Here is an 18,794-nt window from a genome sequence, read left to right as displayed (position 1 = left end):
GCGGCGGATGCGGCTTGCCTACCGTGGTGTGCTCCCCGAGATGAAGGAGTGGACATGGCCCAGGTGACCGAGAGCGTCGACGTGGATGTGCCCGTCGACGTCGCGTACAACCAGTGGACGCAGTTCGAAGACTTCCCCCGGTTCTTGAGCTTCGTGGAGTCGATCACGCAGATCGACGACACGCTGACGCATTGGAAGGTCAAGATCGGCGGCGCCGAGCGGGAGTTCGACGCCCGCATCACCGAGCAGCATCCCGATGAGCGCGTCGCGTGGCGCAGCGTCGGCGGCGACGAGGAGCAAGGTGGCGTCGTCACGTTCCACCGCCTTTCGCCGGAGTCGACCCGGGTGACCGTCCAGCTCGACTGGCAGCCCGAGGGCTTCGTGGAGACGGCCGGTGCCGCCGTCGGCATCGACGACCACGCGATCAAGAAGGACCTGGAGAACTTCAAGTCCTTCATCGAGAACCGCGGGACCGAGACCGGCGCCTGGCGCGGCGACGTGCAGTGACCGGATGACGGCGGTCGCCACTGGCCGCCGTCATCCGCCCATCGTCGAACGCGCCTCATCGACGGCGCGGCGCGCCTGTTCCAGGCGGCCGTCGACGTCGGCGAGTGCGGCGTCGAGCTCCTCGTGCTCCGCGCGGGCGTGCTCCTTCCCGTCGCGGGCCCGGGCGAGAGCCGCCTCGAGCTCCCGCTCGCGCGCGGTGAGCCGCTCGAGCTCCTCGCCGGCCCTCTGCCGGCGCCGGTCGATGTCGTCGTGCTCACGCTGCACACGGCTCAGCTGCTGCTCGGCGTCACGGAGCGCGCGCTCGGCCTCCTTGCGCGCACGACGCTCCTTCAGCTCGTCGACGGGCTCCAGTCGCTTGCCGGGCGCAGTGCCGAGTCCGCCCGCGACCGCGTCCGCGAACGCCGCGGAGTCGTCACTCGACGCCTCCAGGGGCCTGATCAGCCGGCCCGAGGACACGGCGGCAGCGGCATCCGGATTGAACATCGCCGCATTCAACGTCTGCTCCACCGCATCCGTCGTCGCCTGAGTGATCTTCTCGCCGCGGGTCGCGCCGAGCTCCGCCGCCTGCCGGGCGAGGGCGTGGACGAGCTCGCGACGCTGCCGAGTCAGCGCGGTGAGGGCGCGGGCGTCGAGGTCTTCCTGCGCCTCCCGCAGCTGGGCTGCGAGTTCGAGCGCCTCGTCGAGTTCGCCGCGACGTTCGTGCGCGAACAGGTTGACGAGCCACGCCGCGACCAGCGGCTTGCGGAGCGCACGCACCTGCTGGGCGAGGGATGCGTCGGCCAGGTCCTTGGCGCGGGCGTTGCGCGCTGCGGTGAACTCGTCGGGCGGCAGCACGTAGAGCTCCGAGGCGATGCCGTCGAGCGTGTCGTCGGAATGCGCTGCCATCGCCCCATTGTGCCCGACCCCTCGGGCGCCGTCGTCTGCCGTAGGGCGGGTGGGACTTGAACCCACGATCGTCGGGTTATGAGCCCGCTGCCTTCACCAGCTTGGCCACCGCCCCCTGTCGGATTCCGAGCCTACCGCCCAGCGGGGTGAGCGCCGTCACTTCCGGTGAGGGCCCTCATCCCCGTCTCGGCGATCGCCCGGCTGCGGAAGACCGGTCCCATGGCTCCCGCGCCGGAACGGGAGTTCCTGACTCTCGCTGATCACCTGCGGATGATTGCGCGCGAGCGAGATCACCCCGTAGACGGCGATCGCCCCGGCGACCGCGAACCCGACGAACGCCCACACCCCCGCCGTGGCAGCTTCCCGGAGCACGGTGAGGCCGATCAGCACCGCGACCATCGGATCGATCACGGTCAGCCCGGCGATCACCAGATCGGGCGGCCCCACCGAGTACGCCGTCTGCACGAAGTACGCCCCGAGCCCGGCGGCGAGCAGCAGACCGATGACGCACACGATCGTCATCCAGTCGATCTCCCAGCTCTGCAGCCGCTTGATCACGATCTTCGCGAGCGTCGCGACGAATCCGTACAGGATGCCGGACGCCACGATGTAGAACAGCGGATGCGCGCGCGTGCGCACGAGCAGCCACACCGTGGTGAGGGCCACGAGGACGACGCCGAGCATGATCAGCACCGTGAGCAGCTGTCCGTCGGTGAGATGAGTCTCGGTGGCCACGAACGCGGCGATCGTGACGAAGATGAAGATCCCGCCCACGCACGCGATGATCGACCGCACCGAGTCGCGGGTCGGCCTGTGGCCCGACACCCGCGCGTTCAGCAGCGTCGTGATGACGAGCGAGATCGCGCCGAGCGGCTGCACGAGGATCAGCGGGGCGAACGCGAGCGCCGAGAGCTGACACACGATCGCCAGCCCGAGCATGAGCGTTCCGGCGACCCACGACGGCCGGCGCAGCAGGCTCAGGAGCTGCCGGCCGCTCAGGCCCTCGCTGCCGCTCGTGCCGGTGAGGCGTTCGACCTTCGTCACACCGCGGTGCTGGTACTGGGCACCGAACGACATGAACACGGCTCCGAGCAGCGCCAGCGGGATGCCGATGAGGATCGCGGGGTCGCGGAACACGCCGACCAGGTGGTCGGTGACGTCGTTCAGCGGAATCTCCGTCGCGATCACTCTTCGACATTACCGGCGGCGGGCCGCAACTAGGCTTAAGGCGTGGCCATTCTGCCGATCCGCATCATGGGCGATCCTGTCCTGCACGCTCCCGCGTCCCCCGTCGACCAGATCACCGACGAGATCCGTGCACTCGTGGCCGACATGTACAAGACGATGGATGCCGCGCCTGGCGTGGGCCTCGCGGCGCCCCAGGTCGGTGTGCCGCTGCGCATCTACGTCTACACGTACCCCGACGACGACGGAGCGCCGTGGCGCGGCGCCGTCATCAACCCCGAGCTTTGGATGAAGCCCACCGAGCCCGGTGCCCCCGACCCCGACGAGGAGTCGGAGGGCTGTCTCTCGTTCCCCGGTGAGCGCTTTCCGCTGCGGCGGTCGGAGGCCGTGGTCGTCACGGGCCTCGACATCGACGGTCACCCGGTGCGCATCGAGGTCGAGGGATGGCGCGCCCGCATCATGCAGCACGAGTTCGACCACCTCAATGGTGTGCTGTACATCGACCGCCTCTCCGACAGCGACTGGAAGACGACACAGAAGATCGCCCGCAAGCGCGGCTGGGGACGCCCGGGCCAATCATGGCTGCCTGGAGTCGACGACCTCGACGCCTGACGACGCCGAGGCGGTCAGCGTCTGCGCGGACGGTCCTGCGCGGAACGCGGCGGGTCGACGCTGACGTCGAGCCGATCCTGACCGTCGAGCGACGACCACCGGCTCGCGGTCCCCTTAGCCGCATGGGCGGCGCCGCGAACAGCGCGCTCGTCCGCCCAGCTGTTCAGGCGGTGCCCGGCGTGACCGCGGACGTGCTCGAGGACCACGTCGGGGAGCCCGTGTGCACGCCGGGCGTCACGCTCGGCGATGAGCTCCTTGAGGATCTCGACGTTCTTCGTCGGCGCACCCGTGCTCGTCTTCCACCCGCGACGCGCGTGACCGTCCATCCACGAGGCGTACGTGTCGATCGCGTATTTCGAGTCGGCCTGCACGATGAGGTTCTCCACATCGCGGTGGTCGCGGATCGCGTTGAGCAGCCCGAGCAACTCGCCGATGTTGTTCGTCCCCTGCGGGATCGATCCGGCAGCCCAGTGTCCGTCGGCGCCGACCCACGCCCATCCGGTCGGGCCGGGGTTGCCCGAGCACGCGCCGTCGGTCGCCACGGTGTAGTTCTCGATGATGTCGTCCTCCCGCACCCTGCACGGCGCGAGAAGCGCCCCAGCACCTCCATTATGTCGCGGGGCGGGAGGCCGCCCGATCAGCTCCGCTTCTCGACGGGCTGCGAGCCCACGCTCCTCCGGCTCGCGTCGCGTCCGACGAACAGGCCCAGCAGGATCATGACGACGGAGACGACGAACAGCGCCACGACGCCCCAGATGTTGACGGAGAGCACGTTCGCACCGGGATCGACCCAAGCCCAGACCGCGTATGCCCAGATCGCGAACTCCAGGACGCCGCCCCAGAAGAGGTAGAGCCTCGACGCGCGCGGTCTGAGCGCGCACAGCAGACCCGCGACCCCGAAGATCAGATTCACGACGTTGGCGAGGATCGACACCTGGAGGAGCCCGAAGAGCATCGCGTGCGACTCGGGTCCCGCCCAGCGCAGCGTGTCGAGGTTCGTCGTGACACCGGGCACGAATCCGGCGATGCCGACGAGCAGCAGCACCACTCCGACGACACCGCTGCAGATCTGGATCGCCGCCAGGCGGCGGCGTTCGTGCGCCATCAGAGGTCCTCCCCCTGCTCCGGGCTCGGGTCGGTGATCGCGCCGGTGGCCGGGGAGTCGATGACGATGTGAGCGACGCCGCGCAGCGCCGCCTCGGCGTCACCGTATCTCACGGCTTCGTCCCGATCGGCGAAGCTGCGCGACGCCTCGTTCGATCCCAGGACTTCGGTGACCCACTGCCCCCGCTTGCACACCGTGCGCACGTCGCCCGGTCGTGCCGTGTCATCCGTCTGTGCCGCGTCATCCATCATGGTGTCCTCCACATCACGATCTGCACGCCACGCTAGGCGTGTGCGACGGGGAGGCGAGGGGGTTGACATCGTCTGGCACTGCCACGGCGCTCGAGCGCGCCATCGGACGAATGACGAGTACGCCACCGCATCGGGGATGTCAACCCCGTGCCCCAGTGCACGAGCGCCCGGAAAGACTCAGCGCACAGGTGACAAGACCGGAGGACGCAGAGCCATCATGGGCAAGCTCATCTACGACGGCGGGATCCGCATCGACATCGACGATCGCGTCCTTGCGCATCTGCAGGTCGTGATCGGCAGCAAGCTGCGACGCGGTGAGCCGTTCTACTTCAGCTGGCGCGACGACCCGAGCCTCGGCGAAGGTCGCACCACGATCTGGCTCAACGAGCAGTCGAGCCTCGTCTACAAGTACTTCGGCACCCGACAGCACGAGTTGAACCCCGCCTGGATCGACGCGCTCGCCTTCACCGCGAACTCGACGTCGGGGCTGTACATCGTTCCGGAGCCGCCGCACGAGGACGCGTTCTCCTACGACCTCGCGCAGGAGATGGAGTGAGCGCCGGTCAGACCTCGTCGGAGGTGCCGACCGACACCTGAGGAAGGATTCCGGTGTCGATGTGCTCGGCGACCATGGAGATCCCACCTGAGGTGTTCGCCGAGTTGGCGAGGTCGTGGATCCACTCGCGGCTCAGTTCCGGCGCCTCGGGCTCGTCGAACACGAAACGCAGCGGGATCGACGGGTGGAGCCAGACCGTGGTCCGGCCACGCGGTTCGCCCTGCGGATGCTGCCACGACAGCGTGAAGCTCTCCCCGCGCCGCAGCTTCGTCGCGATGACGACCTTCAGGTGGGCGAGGGCCCGATCTTCAATATGGATCGGCGTGTCAGGACTGCCGTAATACATCGTGCCCATGGGGCAACCATAAGCCACCGAAGCGCTTCTCGTGCATCCACCGGGCTTCTCATGACGATCCGGGCGTGTCGACTCCCCGCTCGGACCGCTCTTCGGGCTCGCCATGGGCGTTCGCCTCACCCGAGTAGTCGGGACGTTCCGGCTGTGTGGGCTGCACATCGCCTTCGCCACCCTCACGGCCGCCGAACGGCCGGCCGTGGTCGGCGAACTCCTCGCGCATGAAGACGAACCGCCAGCCGCCGAGGGTGAAGCGGGCACCCGTGCGCAGCACCTCGCCGTCTTCGCCGTTCACCGTCGGCTGTGGCTGCAGGCGCGCATTCGTCTCACCCGGCTCATGCGGGATGTAGACGAACTCGTCGTTCTCGTCGTGGTAGATCTGCGCAGCGAGCGTGCCGAGCCCGTCCAGACGGATGTCGGCGTCGGCCGCCGAGCCGATCGTCGTGACGTCGAGCGTCAACGGCGCCTCCCGGTGGAAGTCGTCGCCCGTGATCATCAGGCGGGGATTGCCGGCGCCCCATTCGGCATGTGTCGACTGTGGTTCTCGCATACCCACAGCATCCCCCGCCCCGAGCCCGAGCGAAAGGGGTTGACGGGCCACGGATCGTCTGTCAGGTGTCAAGCCCCTGCGCGCTCTGGCCAGGCCGCTCTAGCCTGCCGGGATGACACGCGAGGAGGACGCCATGGGCGAGGATGCGAACCGCGACGCGGACGACCGGAAGCAGGATGACGAGACGACGGACGAGGACCAGGCGCGGAACACCTACGGTGCGGAGAGCGCGCCGGACGACACCGCACCCGATATCGTTGTGCGCGGTAGTGAGAAGGATGCGCATGACGCCGAGGTCAATCGGCGACGCGAGGGCTGACATGCCGGAAGGATGGTCGCTATGGGGCGGTTCGTGTACGAGGGGTCGGCGAAGACCGAGGTCGAAGACAGGGCACTCGCACACCTGCAGTTCGTCATCATGGACAAGCTGCGTCGGGACGAGCCGTTCGGCTTCACGTGGAAGGACGACCCCTCCGTCGGCCAGGGACGCACGACGGTCTGGCTGAGTTCACGCTCGAACCTCGTCTTCACGTACTACGGCAGCCGTCAGCCGCAGCTCAATCGCGAGTGGCTGGAGCAGCTCGCCGCGACCGCGAACTCACTCACCGGCCTTCATCTGACCCCCGAACCCGAGGCTGTCGAGCCGATGGAGCCCGGCCAGAGCGCCTAGGCGCCCGGACGCGAGCCCCACGGCGACGGCTCCGGTCAGGACGACTCCTCCGCCGTGGTCATGTGCGCGGTGCCGACGGGCTTCGATTCGCCCGACCCCCGCTGACGCAGGTAGATGCTGAACACGACCATCGACCCCACCGCGAGGAACTCGGACTGCCAGTTCTGCAGCGTGCGGTTCCAGAAGTCGGGCTCGATCAGGTACTCGGCCCACGTGATCGCCGGCTGACCGTGCTCGGCATTCTCCTGGTTCATCACGACCACGCCGCCGAGCGACTGCGCGAACCATGACAGCAGGAAGATCGCTCCCATCATGATGAGCAGCGAGTTCGCGTAGAGCCATCCCGCGAAGCCCGAGCTCCTCGCCCCGCGCGGCGACTCGGGCTGAGCGTGACGCCCGACCTTCTGCTCACGGTCGGTGCCGACGCCCTGGTCACCGGGGCGTTTCGACTCCGGTGACCCGCGCTGGATGAGCCACACGGTCGCGAGGATGAACAGGAAGAACTGGAGGAACTCGCTCTGCCAGTTCTCCGCCACATCGACGAGGAAGGCGGACGAGGTGATGAACTCGCCGTAGCCCATCGTGCTCGTCCCATGCTGCAGGGCGTCTTCGTTCTGCTGGAACCAGCCGGCCAGCGACTGGCCCGCCAGTGCGAGCAGGAAGATCGTGAGGAAGCACAGGCTCAGTCCGTTGTCGCGCAGGAAGCGTTTCACGTATCACCGTCCGATCAGCGGGATCACGATCATCACGGCGAGGCCGGCGAAGATCAGGGCGGTCCAGGTGGCGAACATGACGGGCCGTCCCCGGTCGTCGCGTTCGCCGCGTACTCGTCTGATCACCATCTTGTCGACCATGGTCGCACTCGACCATGCGCGCCTCGCTGCTGTCGAGGGGCTTGACTTCGCTGCGGCAGATCGGGAGTTGCCGTGTCAACCCCCGTGCGCCCCGGTCGCCGTCCCGGCACCGTGGTGTCCCCGAGTGAGAGGAGCCGGCATGGTCAGCATCGCCGATGAGGGGTACGACCCTTCGAACGAACCGCACGAGAACGAAGAGGTCCCGATGCAGGACATCGAGGCGCAGGACGAGAGCCTGCAGCCCGAGACGCAGGACGACGATCCGCTCGACGCGGAGCTCGGCCCCGACGGGCAGGGCGACATGCTGCCCGAGGATGAGCCGGAGGCGACGGATGACACGGACGACGGGCCGGACGACCTGCGCGTGGAGGATCCACGCTGACGCCGCGCGGCGAGACGTGACACAGGGCGACGCCCCGCCGGGGCGTCGCCCTTATCGTGTCAGAGCGGCTTGCCGCCGGTCACCGGGAGCACGGCGCCGGACACGTATGAGGCGTCGCCCGAGGCGAGGTAGACATAAGCGCCCGCGAGCTCCGCGGGCTGCGCCGCTCGGCCGAGCGGAGTGTCCTGCCCGAACGACGCGAGCTTGTCCTCATCCCAACCGGTCCCCGGAATCAGCGGCGTCCAGACCGGTCCCGGGGCGACGGCGTTCACACGGATGCCCTGGGGACCGAGCTCCTCGGCGAGAGCGCGGACGAAGGCCACCTGCGCGGCCTTGGTCATGGCGTAGTCGATGAGCCCCGGCGACGGCTGGAAGGCCTGAATCGAGGAGGTGACGGTGATCGTGGCGCCGGCGGGCAGATGCGGCACCGCGGCGCGCGCGGTGAACATCATGGCGTACAGGTTCGTGCGCAGGACGCGGTCGAACTCCTCCGTCTCCAGCTCCGCGATCCCGCTGCGGTCCTTCTGGTAGGCGGCGTTCAGCACCAGCAGATCGATGCCGCCGAAGGCTTCGATCGTGCGGTCGACGATGGACGATGCGAAGTCCTCGTCGCGCAGATCCCCCCGCGAGGCTCAGGCCCGCGCGGCCCGCCTCGTGGATCAGCTGGACGGTGCCATCGGCATCCTCCTGCTCCTCCGGCAGGTGCACGATCGCGACATCGGCCCCTTCGCGCGCGAACGCGATCGCGACGGCGCGCCCGATTCCGGAGTCGCCGCCGGTCACGAGCGCCTTGCGCCCGGCGAGCCGGCCGTGGCCGACGTAGCTCGTCTCGCCGTGGCCGGGGTCGGGTGTCGTCTCATCGAGGGTCGCGGGCTGATCCTGCCCCTGCGGCGGGAACCCCTCGGTGCGGTGCTCATCGTGCGGATCGGCGGCGGACGTGTCGGTCATGGCAGTGCTCCTCTCGGTCGATCGGCGGGATGGCTCGGCTCAGTCGACCGTCTCCATCTGTTCGTGGGCGAACTGCACATCGCGGTCGTCGAGCCGTGCGCCGTCTTCGACGCTCTGCTCGGTGATGGTGCGGATCTCGGCGCGCACGCGTTCGCCGAGCGGCGCGTGCGGGTCGCGCAGCACTTCGTGCCGGGCTCCGGCGGTCAGGTACGGCCACCACGTGCGGATCGGCGGGACTATCGTCTTCTCGGTCACGTCGGCTCCCTTCCTCCCGGTCCCGGAGCCGGCCGGCTCCGGGACTCACGTGAAGTCTGCCGCCGGGGACGAGGCCGGGTACGGGGCTTGACACCGCGTCCGTGCGCGGATAGCCGGGTGAGGAGGGATATCCGGGTGAGGAGGGATATCCGGTTCAGGATGCGTCGGCGCCGCCGCGCTGCCCGGGCCGGTCCTCGTCGCCCTCGTCGCCGTCGTCCTGCGAGCCGTCGCCGCCGGAGTCCTGGTCGTCGCCGGTGCGGCCGGTGTCGGCGTGCTTCTCGTCCGGTGAGCCCTGGAAGGGGCCGGGCACCTGCGCCTCGTCGGGCACGTCGACGTGCTTGTGCGGATCTGTCGAATCGGACATCCGTGCTCCTTTCGTCAGGCCGCGGGATCGCGGCCGCGGGTGATGCGCTCGACGACGGAGGTCGTCGAGTAGGTCGGGAAGTAGCCCAGCGTCTTCACCTGCCCGCCGTAGGCGAGCACCACGCTCGTCTCGTCGAGCATCTCCGGCGTGTAGTCGCCGCCCTTCACGTACAGCTGCGGCCGCAGCAGCGACAGCAGCGCGATCGGCGACGACTCAGGGAAGGGGATGACGTAGTCGACGCAGTGGAGGGCCGCGAGCACCCGCGCCCGGTCGTCGACCGTGTTCACCGGGCGCTCCGGTCCCTTGAGCCTGCGCACCGAGTCGTCATCGTTGACGGCGACGACCAGGATGTCGCCGAGCGCCTTCGCCTGGGCGAGGTAGGCCGTGTGCCCGGGGTGGAGGATGTCGAAGCATCCGTTCGTGAACACCACGGTGCGGCCGGCTCGTCGCTCGGCATCGAGCACCGCCCGGAGCGCCGTGCGATCGGCGACGACGGCATCCTCGTGCGGGCGCCCGCCGCGCAGGTCGGCCAGCGTGCACACGTTCGTGCCGACGCGCTGCACCGCGACGTCGGCGGCCGCCTGCGCGATGTCGGCCGCGTCGGCAAGGTCGCAGCCGACGGCGGTGGCGAGGGCCAGGGCGGCCGCGTACGTGTCGCCGGCACCCGCGGTCTGCGACTCCGGCACTGCCCGCGCGAGCGTCGCGTGGGCGGGTTCTTCCCCGTCGAGGGCGACGGCGCCGTCGCGGTCGAGCGTGACGACGGCACGGTGGGCGTGCGCGGCGGTGAGGATGTCGGCCCGGTGCGCGTCGGTCACCGCTCCCCGGTCCGCGCCGTTCAGCGGCATCCCGATCAGTCGCTCCGCCTCGGCCGCATTCGGCGTCACGATGTCGGGTTCGAGGGCCGCCCAGCGCGAGAGGTCGTGCGAGTCGACGATCGTGCGGCACGAGCGGGCGAGCGCGCCGAGCCGCCCGATGAACGCCGTCGGGAACATCTCGCTCGCGTAATCGCAGACCATGAGCGTCTCGTCGGCCTCCATCGCCGCGACGACGGCAGCCCACTCGTCCTGCTCGGCGGCGGTCAGCCGCAGCGCCGACGGCACGTCGGCGCGTACGAGGATCTGCTCGTTGCCGACGATCCTCGTCTTGCACGGGGTGTCGGCGCCGTCACGGACGACCACCGCAGTCACGTCCACTCCGCTCTCCTCGAGCAGGTGCCGCAGCCGCCGGCCCTCGTCGTCCCCGCCCACCACCGTCAGCATGCGCACGCGACCGCCGAGAGCGGAGAGGTTCGCCGCGGTGTTGCCGGCACCGCCCGCGCACTCCTTCGTCGCGTGCACCTCGACGACCGGGACCGGCGCCTCCCGTGAGAGGCGCTCGACGCGACCGGTGACCCAGCGGTCGAGCATGGCCGCTCCGAGCACCGTGACCCGGGGATGCTGCTCCTCGATCTTCTGCGCGACAGCTTCGACGACATCGACCATCTCCTTCTCCTACCCACGACCGCCCACGATCACACCTCGTTTCGAACACTCGTCGCCGGGGGAAGCAGAGGGAGTGAGGAACGCATGACCGACGGCAGGTTCGCGGGTGTGGCGACGATCGCCGTGCTGCGCGGGGGCGGCCTCGGCGACCTCGTCTTCGCGCTCCCTGCAGTCGAAGCCCTGGGCCGCGCGTATCCCGACGCCCGCATCGTGCTCCTCGGCACCGCGGCGCACCGTCAGCTGCTGGAGGGACGCCGCGGTGCGGTCGACCGCGTGGAGGTGCTGCCGGAGACTCCGGGTGTGCAGGGGCACGGCGACGACGCGGCCGGCCGCGAGCAGTTCTTCGCCCGCATGCGGGCGCTGCACATCGATCTCGCGTGCCAGATGCACGGGGGCGGACGGTTCTCGAACCCGTTCCTGAGCGAGCTGCACCCGCGGCACTCGGTCGGGCTGCAGACGCCCGACGCGGCGCCGCTCGAGCGGACGCTGCCGTACGTGTACTACCAGCACGAGGTCGCCCGCTGGGTCGAGGTCGCCTCCCTCGCCGGCGCGTCGCCCGCCCTGACGGAGCCGCAGCTCGACGTCACGGACGCCGAGCGTGAACTGTCCCGCGCGCGGTGGCCGGAGTCCGACCGCCCGCTGCTCGTCGTACATCCGGGCGCAACCGATCCGCGTCGGCGCTGGCCCGCCGCATCCTTCGCCGCGGTCGCCCGCACGTGCGCCGGCGACGGATGGCGTGTCGCGGTCGTCGGCGACTCGGGCGACGCCGCGGTGGCCGACGGCGTGGCGCGCCTCGCCGGGCACGACGGCGTCGAGTCGCTGGGCGGCCGGCTGAGCCTCAGCGAGCTCATCGCGCTGCTGAACGCCGCCACGGTGTTCCTCGGGAACGACAGCGGGCCACGTCATCTCGCGCACGCCGTGGGCACCCCCACGGCGGGAGTGTTCTGGATCGGGAATGTCATCAACGGCGCTCCGCTGTCGCGGCGTCGCCACCGCGTGCAGATGGCGTGGACCGCGGCGTGCCCGGTGTGCGGCGTCGACGTGACCCAGGTCGGCTGGACCGCCCCGCGGTGCACGCACGACGTGTCGTTCGTCGCCGATGTGCCGGTGTCGGCCGTGCTCGCCGACGTCCGGGAGCTCGCCGCGGCGCCGTGAACCGTCGCCGCCCGCGGCCCCGACGCGCGTTGCGCTCCTACGGCCAGGACGGCTCGTCGTCGGGACACATGACGAACTCCCGCAGCTCCACGCCCGCCGGCTGCCGCAGGGCGAACACGATGGCGTCGGCCACCGCTGCCGGATCGATCAGATGCGCGTCGGGAGCCGGCCGGTACTGGGCGTCGCGGCCGTCGAAGAAGCGGGTGTCCATTCCCGCCGGGAAGACCGTCGTCACCCCGACCTTGCCCTGCAGCTCCTGCGCGAGCGCCCGCGAGAACCCGACGAGAGCGAACTTCGACGCGCAGTAGGCCGTGGCGGCCGGCAGGGCGCGCAGCGCGAGCGAGGACGCGACGAGCACGGCGCGGCCGTGCGCGGCGGTGAGGGCGGGCAGCGCGGCGCGCACGACGGCGACGGTGCCCAGGAGGTTCACGGCGACGATGCGCTCCCAGTCCGCCGTCGCGACCTCCGAGAAGAGGCCGGGGCGGTCGATGCCCGCCGCCGTGACGACCGCGTCCACGCCGCCGGCATCGGCGATGATCTGCGGCACCACCCTGTCGACGAGCGCCGAATCCGAGACGTCGACCTCGTGCGCATCGGCGTCGACGCCGTGGGTGTGCAGGTCGAGGACCAGGGGGCGCCCCCCGGCCTCACGCACGGCCGTCGCCACGGCGGCGCCCAGCCCGGAGGCTCCCCCGGTGATCAGCACGTTCCCGATCGGGCGGTCAGCAGTCATGGACGTTCCTCCTTCTCATCCGGCGCACACGTGCGCCTCTGAATCGGCGCGCTCGCGCCGCTCATCCGCCGGCGGCGTCATCCGACGGCGCTCAGCGGCGCCGCATCCCGGTCGTCTCGAACCGGGTGCGGCGCCCGTGCGGCCACCGTCACGACCCGCCCGCAGCGGCTGATCACCGCTCGCTCGGCCGGCCCGGTCTCGGCGCCGTGCGGTACGACCCAGACATCGGGGCGGAGCTGGTCGAGCAGCGCCTCCGCCTTCGCCCCCTCACCGGCGGCACCGACCGCGTCGACGCACTGCAGAGCGGCGAGGATCTCGCGCCGCTCCGCCGTCGGCCGGCGGGCGCCTGCGCCCGGCGGATCCTCGTCGAGCACGATGAGGCAGTCGCCGAGGCACCGCGCGGCGGCGAGCAGCCGGACGACGCCGGCGTCGATCGCGTCGAAGCTCCCCCTGGTCGCGACGACGGTCCCGCCGCGCGCGTGGGTCGCACGCGCGCGGGCCACCACGCTCTCCGCGGACGAGAGCCGGCGCTCGGGTTCACCGTGCAGCGCCGCGACGCCGCCTCCCGCGATGAAGCTGCTCGCACACTCGACTCCCGCTTCCAGGGCGGACGCGACATCCTCCCCGCGGGCCAGCGCGACGGCGGCGGAGGCAGCGAGGCGGTCGCCCGCGCCGCAGGAGTCGGCGGCGGCGACCGGGCTCGTGGGCACGACGTGGGGATGCGGTACGCCCCGGCGCGCGAGCACGGCGCCCGATTCGCCGAGGGTCACCGCGACGGCGGGAACCTGCCACCGCTGCACCAGCGCCGCGGCGGCGAGGGCGGCGGCGCGCGCGCTCTCGCCCACGACGTGGCCGAATGCGGCGGCCTCGGCGGCGTTCGGCGTGACGAGGGCGGCGGTGGGCACGGGTCGTGGGCCGCGGGGGTGCGGGTCCCACACGATGGGCGTCCCGGGACCACGGCTCTCCAGCAGTCGGCGCAGCAGGGGATCGCTTGCGACACCGCGCCCGTAGTCGGCGACGATGACGGCATCGCAGTCGCCGAGGGCGGTGAGCGCGTCGGTGCGGAAGGGGTCGAGATGTCCGAAGGCGTCGCCGGAGTCGATGCGGGCCACGGTGTGGCCGCCTGCTCGCAGCCTCGTCTTCACCGGGGTCGCGCCGGCCAGGCTCGTGGTCGCGAGCTCGACATCCCGATCCTGAAGCGCGGTGCGCAGCTCGTCCGCCTCCGCATCATCCGCCAGCGCCGTCACGAGGGCGACGTCGACGCCGTCGTGTGCGAGGAGCGTTGCGACGAGTCCCGCGCCTCCGGGGCGGCGGATGCTGTCGCGCACCGACACCACCGGCACCGGCCCGTCGGGGGCGAGCCGGTCGGCGTCGCCGATCAGGTCGACGTCGAGGAGGGTGTCGCCGATCACGCCGATCTTCATCGTGGTCCTCCCCGGTCGCCACGGTCACGGATGTGCGCATCGAACACCCGGCACAGCATGTGGATGACGACGAGCTGGGCCTCCTGCACGGCGGCGCCCGTCCCGGGCAGCGTCAGCGACCTGTCGCAGACATCGGCAAGGGGGTTCGGCGCCTCACCGGTGAGCGACCAGGCCTCCGCCCCGACGGCGCGCGCCGTGCCGGCCGCGCGCAGGAGGTTCGGGCTGCGACCGCTCGTCGACAGCAGCATCACGACATCCCCCGCCCGTGCGTGGGCGGCGACCTGCCGGGCGAACACCTCGTCATAGCCGTAGTCGTTGCCGATCGCCGTGATGCTGGACGTGTCGGCGTGCAGCGCGATCGCCGAGAACGGCGCCCGCTCGCCGTCGAACCTGCCGACGAGCTCGGCGGTGAGATGCTGGGCCTCGGCCGCCGATCCGCCGTTGCCCGCCGCGATGAGCCGGTGCCCGCGACGGAGCCGGTCGGCGAGGTCGTGCCCCCACTCGAGGATGACCGGGATGTCGGCGGTGAGCGCCTGGAGCGTCGTGGCGTGCTGGCGCAGGTGCTCCGACAGGGCGACGTGCGCGGTCTGGCTCGCCCGGGTGGCGTACGTCGTGGTGCTCATCGTCCCACCGCCGCCGTCGTCGTACGGGGCGCATGAGCGCGACCGGCCAGCGCCTTGCGATAGGCGCGCTCGGTGTCGAGCGCGACACGTTCCCATGTGAACCGCTGCACGGCGCGTGCGCGGCCGCCGCGTCCGAGGGCGCGGGCCCACTCCGGCTCGCGGCGCAGCGCCTCGACCGCCGCGGCGATCGCGGCGGCGTCCTGGGGCGGCACGTGGATGCCGGTGACATCGTCGACCACGGTGTCGCGAAGCCCGCCGACAGCCGCCGCGATCACCGGAACGCCGGTGCTCATCGCCTCCAGCGGCACGATGCCGAACGGCTCGTACCAGGGCGTGCATGCGACGGTGTCGGCGGACCGCAGCAGTGCGGGCAGCTCGGCGTGGGGAACCTGACCGAGGAACACGACCCGGTCGGCCACTCCGCGCAGCTGCGCGTGCGCCATCAGGCGCACGGCGTCGGGATCGGTGCCGATGGTCGATTCGGGATGAGCGCCTCCGGCGACGACGAGCTCGACATCGTCGACGCCGCGCCGACGCAGCAGGGCGAGCGCGTCGATGAGGAGATCGACGCCCTTGCGGCGCACGAGCCGCCCGACGCTGAGCACCCGGAAGGCGGCGGTGCGGTCGCGGGACTCGCCCTCGGGGGTGAACAGCGCGGTGTCGACGCCGCATGGGGCGAAGGCGATGCGGGAGGGAGCGACGCCCATGCCGCGCAGCTCGAAGGCCTCGTCGGAGCAGGTCGCGATCACCAGGTCGGCGTTCCGCCCCACGGACGGCTCGAGCTCCCGGCGCTGCGCGGGACTCGTGTCGTCGGCGCCCTGGAAGCGACGCTTGACGTGGCCCAGCGCGTGGAAGCTCTGCACGACCGGGGGCGCCGGCTGCGGCATCCGTCCTGCCGCATCGAGGGAGGCGACCCCCGACATCCAGAAGTGCGCGTGCACGACGTCGGGGGCGTCGGCGCTCCAGCACGAGAGCAGGTCGTCGGCGAACTCCGCCATCAGCGGCAGCAGGTCGTCCTTGGGGATGCGGCGCGCGGGTCCGGCGTCGACGTGCACGACGTCGACGCCGTCGCGCATCGCCACGCGGCGCGGCAGCGCCTCGTCGTCGCGACGCGTGTACACCGTCACCCGATGGCCGCGGGCGGCGAGGGTGCCGGCGAGCGCCGCGACGTGCACGTTCTGGCCGCCGGCGTCCACTCCGCCGGCGGCGGCGAGGGGGCTGGCGTGCTCCGAGACCATCGCGATCTTCATCGTGTCGCTCCTACCGTTCGTCGGGCGCGCGGCGCGGACATCGCCACCGCGTGCGTCAGCACCTCGTCCCAGCGGGCGAGGAAGCGCGGGAGTGAATAGTTCTCGAGCGCGTACTCCCGCCCGCGCTCCCCCATCTCGTGCGCGAGATCCGGATCCGCGATGAGGGCTCGCGCCCCGCGGACGAGCTCGTCCAGCTCGGTCGAGACGACGCCGGCGCCGGCGGGGATCGCGCGGATCGCCTCGGTGGCGGCGACGGCGACGACCGGCATCCCGCTCATCATCGCCTCGAGCAGCGACAGGCCGAGCGAGGTCCACCGATACGGATGCAGATACAGCCGCCGATCGGAAAGCTCCGCGTGCAGCCGGTCGGCGGGAAGATCGCCGGCGTCGTGCACTCCGTACCCGCGTCCGGAGGAGGCCTGCGCCGCCGCGATGCCGAACACGTCCACAGGGGCGATCGCGGCGAACGCCGGCAGGAGATCCGTGCCCGTGGTGCGGCCGCGGCGTCCGGGCTCGTTGATCACCACCCCGATGCGCGCGCTGTCGCCCCGGTACAGTCGGCCGAGATCGGGGATGCCGTGCTCGACCACCGTGGTCGGGGCGCGGCCGCTGTCCCAGAAGAGCCGGTTGAAATGCGTGACATGGACGATCGGGATCGAGTGCTGGTCGGCGAGCGGATGCCGAGAGTGGGCCGCCGACGGGCGCGGGGCGTTGTGCTCGAGGTACACCGCGGGCACGTCGCGCCCCGGACGCCGACCGGTGGCGTCGTGCACCTGCTCGATCTCGTCGGGGCTCTGCAGGACCGCGACGTCGATCGGCTCGTCGCGCAGTGCGCCCGGGTCGACGATGCGCGCGCCGGGCCAATGCTCCGACAGCCGCAGCGGCTCCGTCGTCGGAATGAGGTACTCGTGGTCGCCGCGGAGGAAGCTGTCGGCGTATCCCCCGTGCACGTGACGGAACAGGATCCTCATGCGGAGGCTCCTTCCAGGCGGGCTGCCTGGGCGGCGAGACGCTCGCACGCATCGGCCACGTCCTCCGGCCGCACGTGCGTGAGGCACGGGTGGCCCGGGATCGGGCACTCCCGTGCCCGCGTTCCCCGGCATGCAGCGTCCTGGTCGCCGAGCAGGATGGTCGGCACCCCGTACGGCGCCCACTTGAGCGCGGGCACCACCGGCGAGAAGAGTGACACGACGGGAGTGCCGACCGCGGCCGCGAGGTGCGCGGGACCGGTGTTGCCGCAGATGAGCACCGACGCGCGGGCGAGCACGGCGGCCAACGCCCGCAGCGGGAGCGCGCCGCCCAGGTCGCGGGCAATCCCGCCGCCCTGGGAGACCGCGGCGGTGAGGGGGCGCTCGGCGCGGTCGCCGGTGACCACGATCCCGTGCCCGCGCTCGTGCAGCAGCCGCACGGCGGCGACGAACCGGTCGGCGGGCCAGCGCCGCGTGGGAGCGCTCGCCCCGGGATGGACGACGATGTACCCGCCGGTGAGGCCGAAGCCCGCCGGTACCGGGCCGGGTTCGACGATCCGCAGCCTGCCGTCATCGCCGGGCGGCAGCGTGTAACCTGCGGCCGCGGCGATCGCGAGCGCGCGCTCCGGCTCGGGGCGGTCCTCCACGAACGTCTCGCCGGGGATCAGGCGCACGTCGAGCAGGGCGCCCGGATGGTCGACCGAGACCGCCGTGATGTCACCGATGCCCGCCATGCGGAGCATGAGCGCGACCGGCAGCGGCGACTGGTGGAACGACGTCAGCACGATCGCCCGGTCGAACCCGCCCGCGCGGATCGTCCGCACCGTCGCGTCGATGCGGCTCTGCGTCACGGGCGGTGGATCGACGACGACCCAGGGGCAGTCCCATGTGAGGACGTCGTCGACGCCCGGCAGCAGGCGCGCCGCCGCTGCGCCGGCGGCGCTGCACAGCATCGTCACCCGTTCGACGTCGTGCCCCGCTGCCACCGCCCGGACGGCGGGGCCGCAGATCAGCACGTCGCCGACGCTGTCGAGCCGCACCACGAGCACGCGCGTCATCCGGCCACCTCCAGCGGGTGGTCCACCGCGGCGAGCACGAGATCGACGGCCGCGGACAGGGTCGCGGCGACGCGCGGCGCGCGCGCGACCTCGTCGGCCCGGGTCGCGTCGTTCGGGACCAGGACGGCGGTCGCCCCGGCGCGTTCGGCCGCGAGCCGATCGGCTTCGATGTCGCCGATCACGACGACCTGAGCCGGGTCGACGCGCAGGATCTCGCATGCGATCAGCACGAGGCCCGGCGCGGGCTTGCGGCAGTCGCAGCCGGCATCCGGAGCGTGCGGACAGTACAGGCATACGTCGAACGCCCCGACGAGCTCCTCGAGCCGCCGGTTCACCGCGCCGACCTGCTGGTCGGTGATGTATCCGCGGCCGACCCCCGACTGGTTCGACACGAGCCCCGTGCGCACTCCGGCCAGCCGCAGGCGCCGCAGTGCCGCAGCGGCACCGGGCAGCGGCACGACGGCGGGGGGATCGCCGTTGTACGGCACGTCCTCGACGAGCGTGCCGTCGCGGTCGAAGAGCACCGCGTCCGGCAGGCCTGTCACAGTCATCTCCTCACCGTCCCCTCGCTGCGCAGGTTCCAAACCGGCGGGCCGACGTCGCCGCGCCGCCCTGCAGTCCGCGAC

At 71.5% G+C, this 18,794-nt stretch carries 26 protein-coding genes, 1 tRNA gene and 1 pseudogene; 7 read left to right on the top strand and 21 right to left on the bottom strand.

Annotated elements, in window-relative coordinates; translation table 11 throughout:
* Positions 1 to 54: 54 nt before the first annotated feature.
* Entirely contained in the window at positions 55 to 507 is a 453-nt protein-coding gene (locus tag AC3RX1_RS08580) for an SRPBCC family protein (protein WP_491500810.1), read from the top strand.
* A gap of 30 nt (positions 508 to 537) precedes the next feature.
* Here AC3RX1_RS08580 and AC3RX1_RS08575 read toward each other — a convergent pair whose 3' ends face one another.
* From AC3RX1_RS08575 to AC3RX1_RS08565, 3 genes are all read right to left on the bottom strand, one after another.
* A complete protein-coding gene (locus AC3RX1_RS08575; RefSeq protein WP_491500809.1) occupies positions 538 to 1,392 on the bottom strand; it encodes a transposase in 855 nt (284 codons plus the stop codon).
* A 41-nt stretch (positions 1,393 to 1,433) separates the two neighbouring features.
* Positions 1,434 to 1,507: transfer RNA gene (locus tag AC3RX1_RS08570), tRNA-Ile, on the bottom strand.
* A 41-nt stretch (positions 1,508 to 1,548) separates the two neighbouring features.
* A complete protein-coding gene (locus AC3RX1_RS08565; RefSeq protein WP_491500808.1) occupies positions 1,549 to 2,580 on the bottom strand; it encodes a DMT family transporter in 1,032 nt (343 codons plus the stop codon).
* Positions 2,581 to 2,622: 42 nt separating this feature from the next.
* Here AC3RX1_RS08565 and def point away from each other — a divergent pair, with 42 nt between their 5' ends.
* Positions 2,623 to 3,189 (top strand): peptide deformylase, encoded by a 567-nt coding sequence (def, locus tag AC3RX1_RS08560; RefSeq protein ID WP_491500807.1) that lies wholly within the window; start codon positions 2,623 to 2,625, stop codon positions 3,187 to 3,189.
* A 14-nt stretch (positions 3,190 to 3,203) separates the two neighbouring features.
* On the opposite strand, the gene AC3RX1_RS08555 is transcribed toward def, so the two are convergent.
* The 3 genes from AC3RX1_RS08555 to AC3RX1_RS08545 all read right to left on the bottom strand — a co-directional run bounded on the left by AC3RX1_RS08555 (position 3,204) and on the right by AC3RX1_RS08545 (position 4,542).
* The gene (locus tag AC3RX1_RS08555; protein ID WP_491500806.1) at positions 3,204 to 3,764 is read right to left on the bottom strand and encodes a ribonuclease H family protein; all 561 of its coding nucleotides are present in this window, start codon (positions 3,762 to 3,764) and stop codon (positions 3,204 to 3,206) included.
* A 62-nt stretch (positions 3,765 to 3,826) separates the two neighbouring features.
* On the bottom strand, positions 3,827 to 4,294 hold the full coding sequence (locus AC3RX1_RS08550) for a DUF4383 domain-containing protein (RefSeq protein WP_491500805.1): 468 nt from the start codon (positions 4,292 to 4,294) through the stop codon (positions 3,827 to 3,829).
* Positions 4,294 to 4,542 (bottom strand): DUF2188 domain-containing protein, encoded by a 249-nt coding sequence (locus AC3RX1_RS08545; protein WP_491500804.1) that lies wholly within the window; start codon positions 4,540 to 4,542, stop codon positions 4,294 to 4,296. Before AC3RX1_RS08545 ends, AC3RX1_RS08550 begins: the two co-directional genes overlap by 1 nt.
* 220 nt (positions 4,543 to 4,762) lie before the next feature.
* Here AC3RX1_RS08545 and AC3RX1_RS08540 point away from each other — a divergent pair, with 220 nt between their 5' ends.
* On the top strand, positions 4,763 to 5,101 hold the full coding sequence (locus AC3RX1_RS08540; RefSeq protein ID WP_491500803.1) for a DUF7882 family protein: 339 nt from the start codon (positions 4,763 to 4,765) through the stop codon (positions 5,099 to 5,101).
* Positions 5,102 to 5,108: 7 nt separating this feature from the next.
* On the opposite strand, the gene AC3RX1_RS08535 is transcribed toward AC3RX1_RS08540, so the two are convergent.
* Both AC3RX1_RS08535 and AC3RX1_RS08530 read right to left on the bottom strand, forming a co-directional pair.
* Complete coding sequence (locus tag AC3RX1_RS08535; RefSeq protein WP_491500802.1) at positions 5,109 to 5,456, bottom strand: DUF7882 family protein; 348 nt, start codon at positions 5,454 to 5,456, stop codon at positions 5,109 to 5,111.
* Between the two features lie 49 nt (positions 5,457 to 5,505).
* Positions 5,506 to 6,003: an FHA domain-containing protein gene (locus tag AC3RX1_RS08530; protein ID WP_491500801.1), complete on the bottom strand. Its 498-nt coding sequence runs from the start codon at positions 6,001 to 6,003 to the stop codon at positions 5,506 to 5,508.
* 112 nt (positions 6,004 to 6,115) lie between these two features.
* Between AC3RX1_RS08530 and AC3RX1_RS08525 the strand changes: the two genes are divergently transcribed.
* Entirely contained in the window at positions 6,116 to 6,322 is a 207-nt protein-coding gene (locus AC3RX1_RS08525) for a hypothetical protein (RefSeq protein ID WP_491500800.1), read from the top strand.
* A 21-nt stretch (positions 6,323 to 6,343) separates the two neighbouring features.
* The gene (locus AC3RX1_RS08520) at positions 6,344 to 6,673 is read left to right on the top strand and encodes a DUF7882 family protein (protein ID WP_491500799.1); all 330 of its coding nucleotides are present in this window, start codon (positions 6,344 to 6,346) and stop codon (positions 6,671 to 6,673) included.
* 35 nt (positions 6,674 to 6,708) lie between these two features.
* Here the strand turns inward: AC3RX1_RS08520 and AC3RX1_RS08515 are convergent, their stop codons facing one another.
* The gene (locus tag AC3RX1_RS08515) at positions 6,709 to 7,386 is read right to left on the bottom strand and encodes a DUF6766 family protein (protein WP_491500798.1); all 678 of its coding nucleotides are present in this window, start codon (positions 7,384 to 7,386) and stop codon (positions 6,709 to 6,711) included.
* A 3-nt stretch (positions 7,387 to 7,389) separates the two neighbouring features.
* Positions 7,390 to 7,527: a hypothetical protein gene (locus AC3RX1_RS08510; protein WP_491500797.1), complete on the bottom strand. Its 138-nt coding sequence runs from the start codon at positions 7,525 to 7,527 to the stop codon at positions 7,390 to 7,392.
* A gap of 139 nt (positions 7,528 to 7,666) precedes the next feature.
* Here AC3RX1_RS08510 and AC3RX1_RS08505 point away from each other — a divergent pair, with 139 nt between their 5' ends.
* Positions 7,667 to 7,909 (top strand): hypothetical protein, encoded by a 243-nt coding sequence (locus AC3RX1_RS08505; RefSeq protein WP_491500796.1) that lies wholly within the window; start codon positions 7,667 to 7,669, stop codon positions 7,907 to 7,909.
* Between the two features lie 59 nt (positions 7,910 to 7,968).
* On the opposite strand, the pseudogene AC3RX1_RS08500 reads toward AC3RX1_RS08505, so the two are convergent.
* The 4 genes and pseudogenes from AC3RX1_RS08500 to rfaE2 form a co-directional block, all read right to left on the bottom strand.
* Positions 7,969 to 8,857, bottom strand: a pseudogene (locus AC3RX1_RS08500) (SDR family oxidoreductase).
* A 39-nt stretch (positions 8,858 to 8,896) separates the two neighbouring features.
* Positions 8,897 to 9,112: a hypothetical protein gene (locus tag AC3RX1_RS08495; RefSeq protein ID WP_491500795.1), complete on the bottom strand. Its 216-nt coding sequence runs from the start codon at positions 9,110 to 9,112 to the stop codon at positions 8,897 to 8,899.
* Between the two features lie 154 nt (positions 9,113 to 9,266).
* Positions 9,267 to 9,476 (bottom strand): hypothetical protein, encoded by a 210-nt coding sequence (locus AC3RX1_RS08490; RefSeq protein ID WP_491500794.1) that lies wholly within the window; start codon positions 9,474 to 9,476, stop codon positions 9,267 to 9,269.
* A 14-nt stretch (positions 9,477 to 9,490) separates the two neighbouring features.
* Positions 9,491 to 10,957 (bottom strand): D-glycero-beta-D-manno-heptose 1-phosphate adenylyltransferase, encoded by a 1,467-nt coding sequence (gene rfaE2, locus AC3RX1_RS08485; RefSeq protein WP_491500793.1) that lies wholly within the window; start codon positions 10,955 to 10,957, stop codon positions 9,491 to 9,493.
* Between the two features lie 84 nt (positions 10,958 to 11,041).
* On the opposite strand from rfaE2, the gene AC3RX1_RS08480 reads away from it, so the two are divergent.
* A complete protein-coding gene (locus AC3RX1_RS08480; protein ID WP_491500792.1) occupies positions 11,042 to 12,112 on the top strand; it encodes a glycosyltransferase family 9 protein in 1,071 nt (356 codons plus the stop codon).
* A 37-nt stretch (positions 12,113 to 12,149) separates the two neighbouring features.
* On the opposite strand, the gene AC3RX1_RS08475 is transcribed toward AC3RX1_RS08480, so the two are convergent.
* The 7 genes from AC3RX1_RS08475 to AC3RX1_RS08445 form a co-directional block, all read right to left on the bottom strand.
* Complete coding sequence (locus AC3RX1_RS08475; RefSeq protein ID WP_491500791.1) at positions 12,150 to 12,845, bottom strand: SDR family oxidoreductase; 696 nt, start codon at positions 12,843 to 12,845, stop codon at positions 12,150 to 12,152.
* A gap of 77 nt (positions 12,846 to 12,922) precedes the next feature.
* A complete protein-coding gene (locus AC3RX1_RS08470; protein ID WP_491500790.1) occupies positions 12,923 to 14,269 on the bottom strand; it encodes a PfkB family carbohydrate kinase in 1,347 nt (448 codons plus the stop codon).
* Positions 14,266 to 14,892, bottom strand: a complete 627-nt coding sequence (locus AC3RX1_RS08465) for a D-sedoheptulose-7-phosphate isomerase (RefSeq protein ID WP_491500789.1) — start codon at positions 14,890 to 14,892, stop codon at positions 14,266 to 14,268. The genes AC3RX1_RS08470 and AC3RX1_RS08465 overlap by 4 nt, the downstream gene beginning before the upstream one ends.
* Positions 14,889 to 16,142, bottom strand: a complete 1,254-nt coding sequence (locus tag AC3RX1_RS08460; protein WP_491500788.1) for a glycosyltransferase — start codon at positions 16,140 to 16,142, stop codon at positions 14,889 to 14,891. The genes AC3RX1_RS08465 and AC3RX1_RS08460 overlap by 4 nt, the downstream gene beginning before the upstream one ends.
* Positions 16,139 to 17,113 (bottom strand): glycosyltransferase, encoded by a 975-nt coding sequence (locus tag AC3RX1_RS08455; RefSeq protein ID WP_491500787.1) that lies wholly within the window; start codon positions 17,111 to 17,113, stop codon positions 16,139 to 16,141. Before AC3RX1_RS08455 ends, AC3RX1_RS08460 begins: the two co-directional genes overlap by 4 nt.
* Positions 17,110 to 18,168: a glycosyltransferase family 9 protein gene (locus tag AC3RX1_RS08450; protein WP_491500786.1), complete on the bottom strand. Its 1,059-nt coding sequence runs from the start codon at positions 18,166 to 18,168 to the stop codon at positions 17,110 to 17,112. Before AC3RX1_RS08450 ends, AC3RX1_RS08455 begins: the two co-directional genes overlap by 4 nt.
* The gene (locus AC3RX1_RS08445; protein ID WP_491500785.1) at positions 18,165 to 18,719 is read right to left on the bottom strand and encodes a D-glycero-alpha-D-manno-heptose-1,7-bisphosphate 7-phosphatase; all 555 of its coding nucleotides are present in this window, start codon (positions 18,717 to 18,719) and stop codon (positions 18,165 to 18,167) included. Before AC3RX1_RS08445 ends, AC3RX1_RS08450 begins: the two co-directional genes overlap by 4 nt.
* Positions 18,720 to 18,794: the final 75 nt, after the last annotated feature.

The sequence above is a fragment of the Microbacterium altimontanum genome, assembly GCF_058349865.2.
Note: the sequence above shows the minus strand (reverse complement) of the source record. Positions and strands in the feature narration are given on the sequence as shown.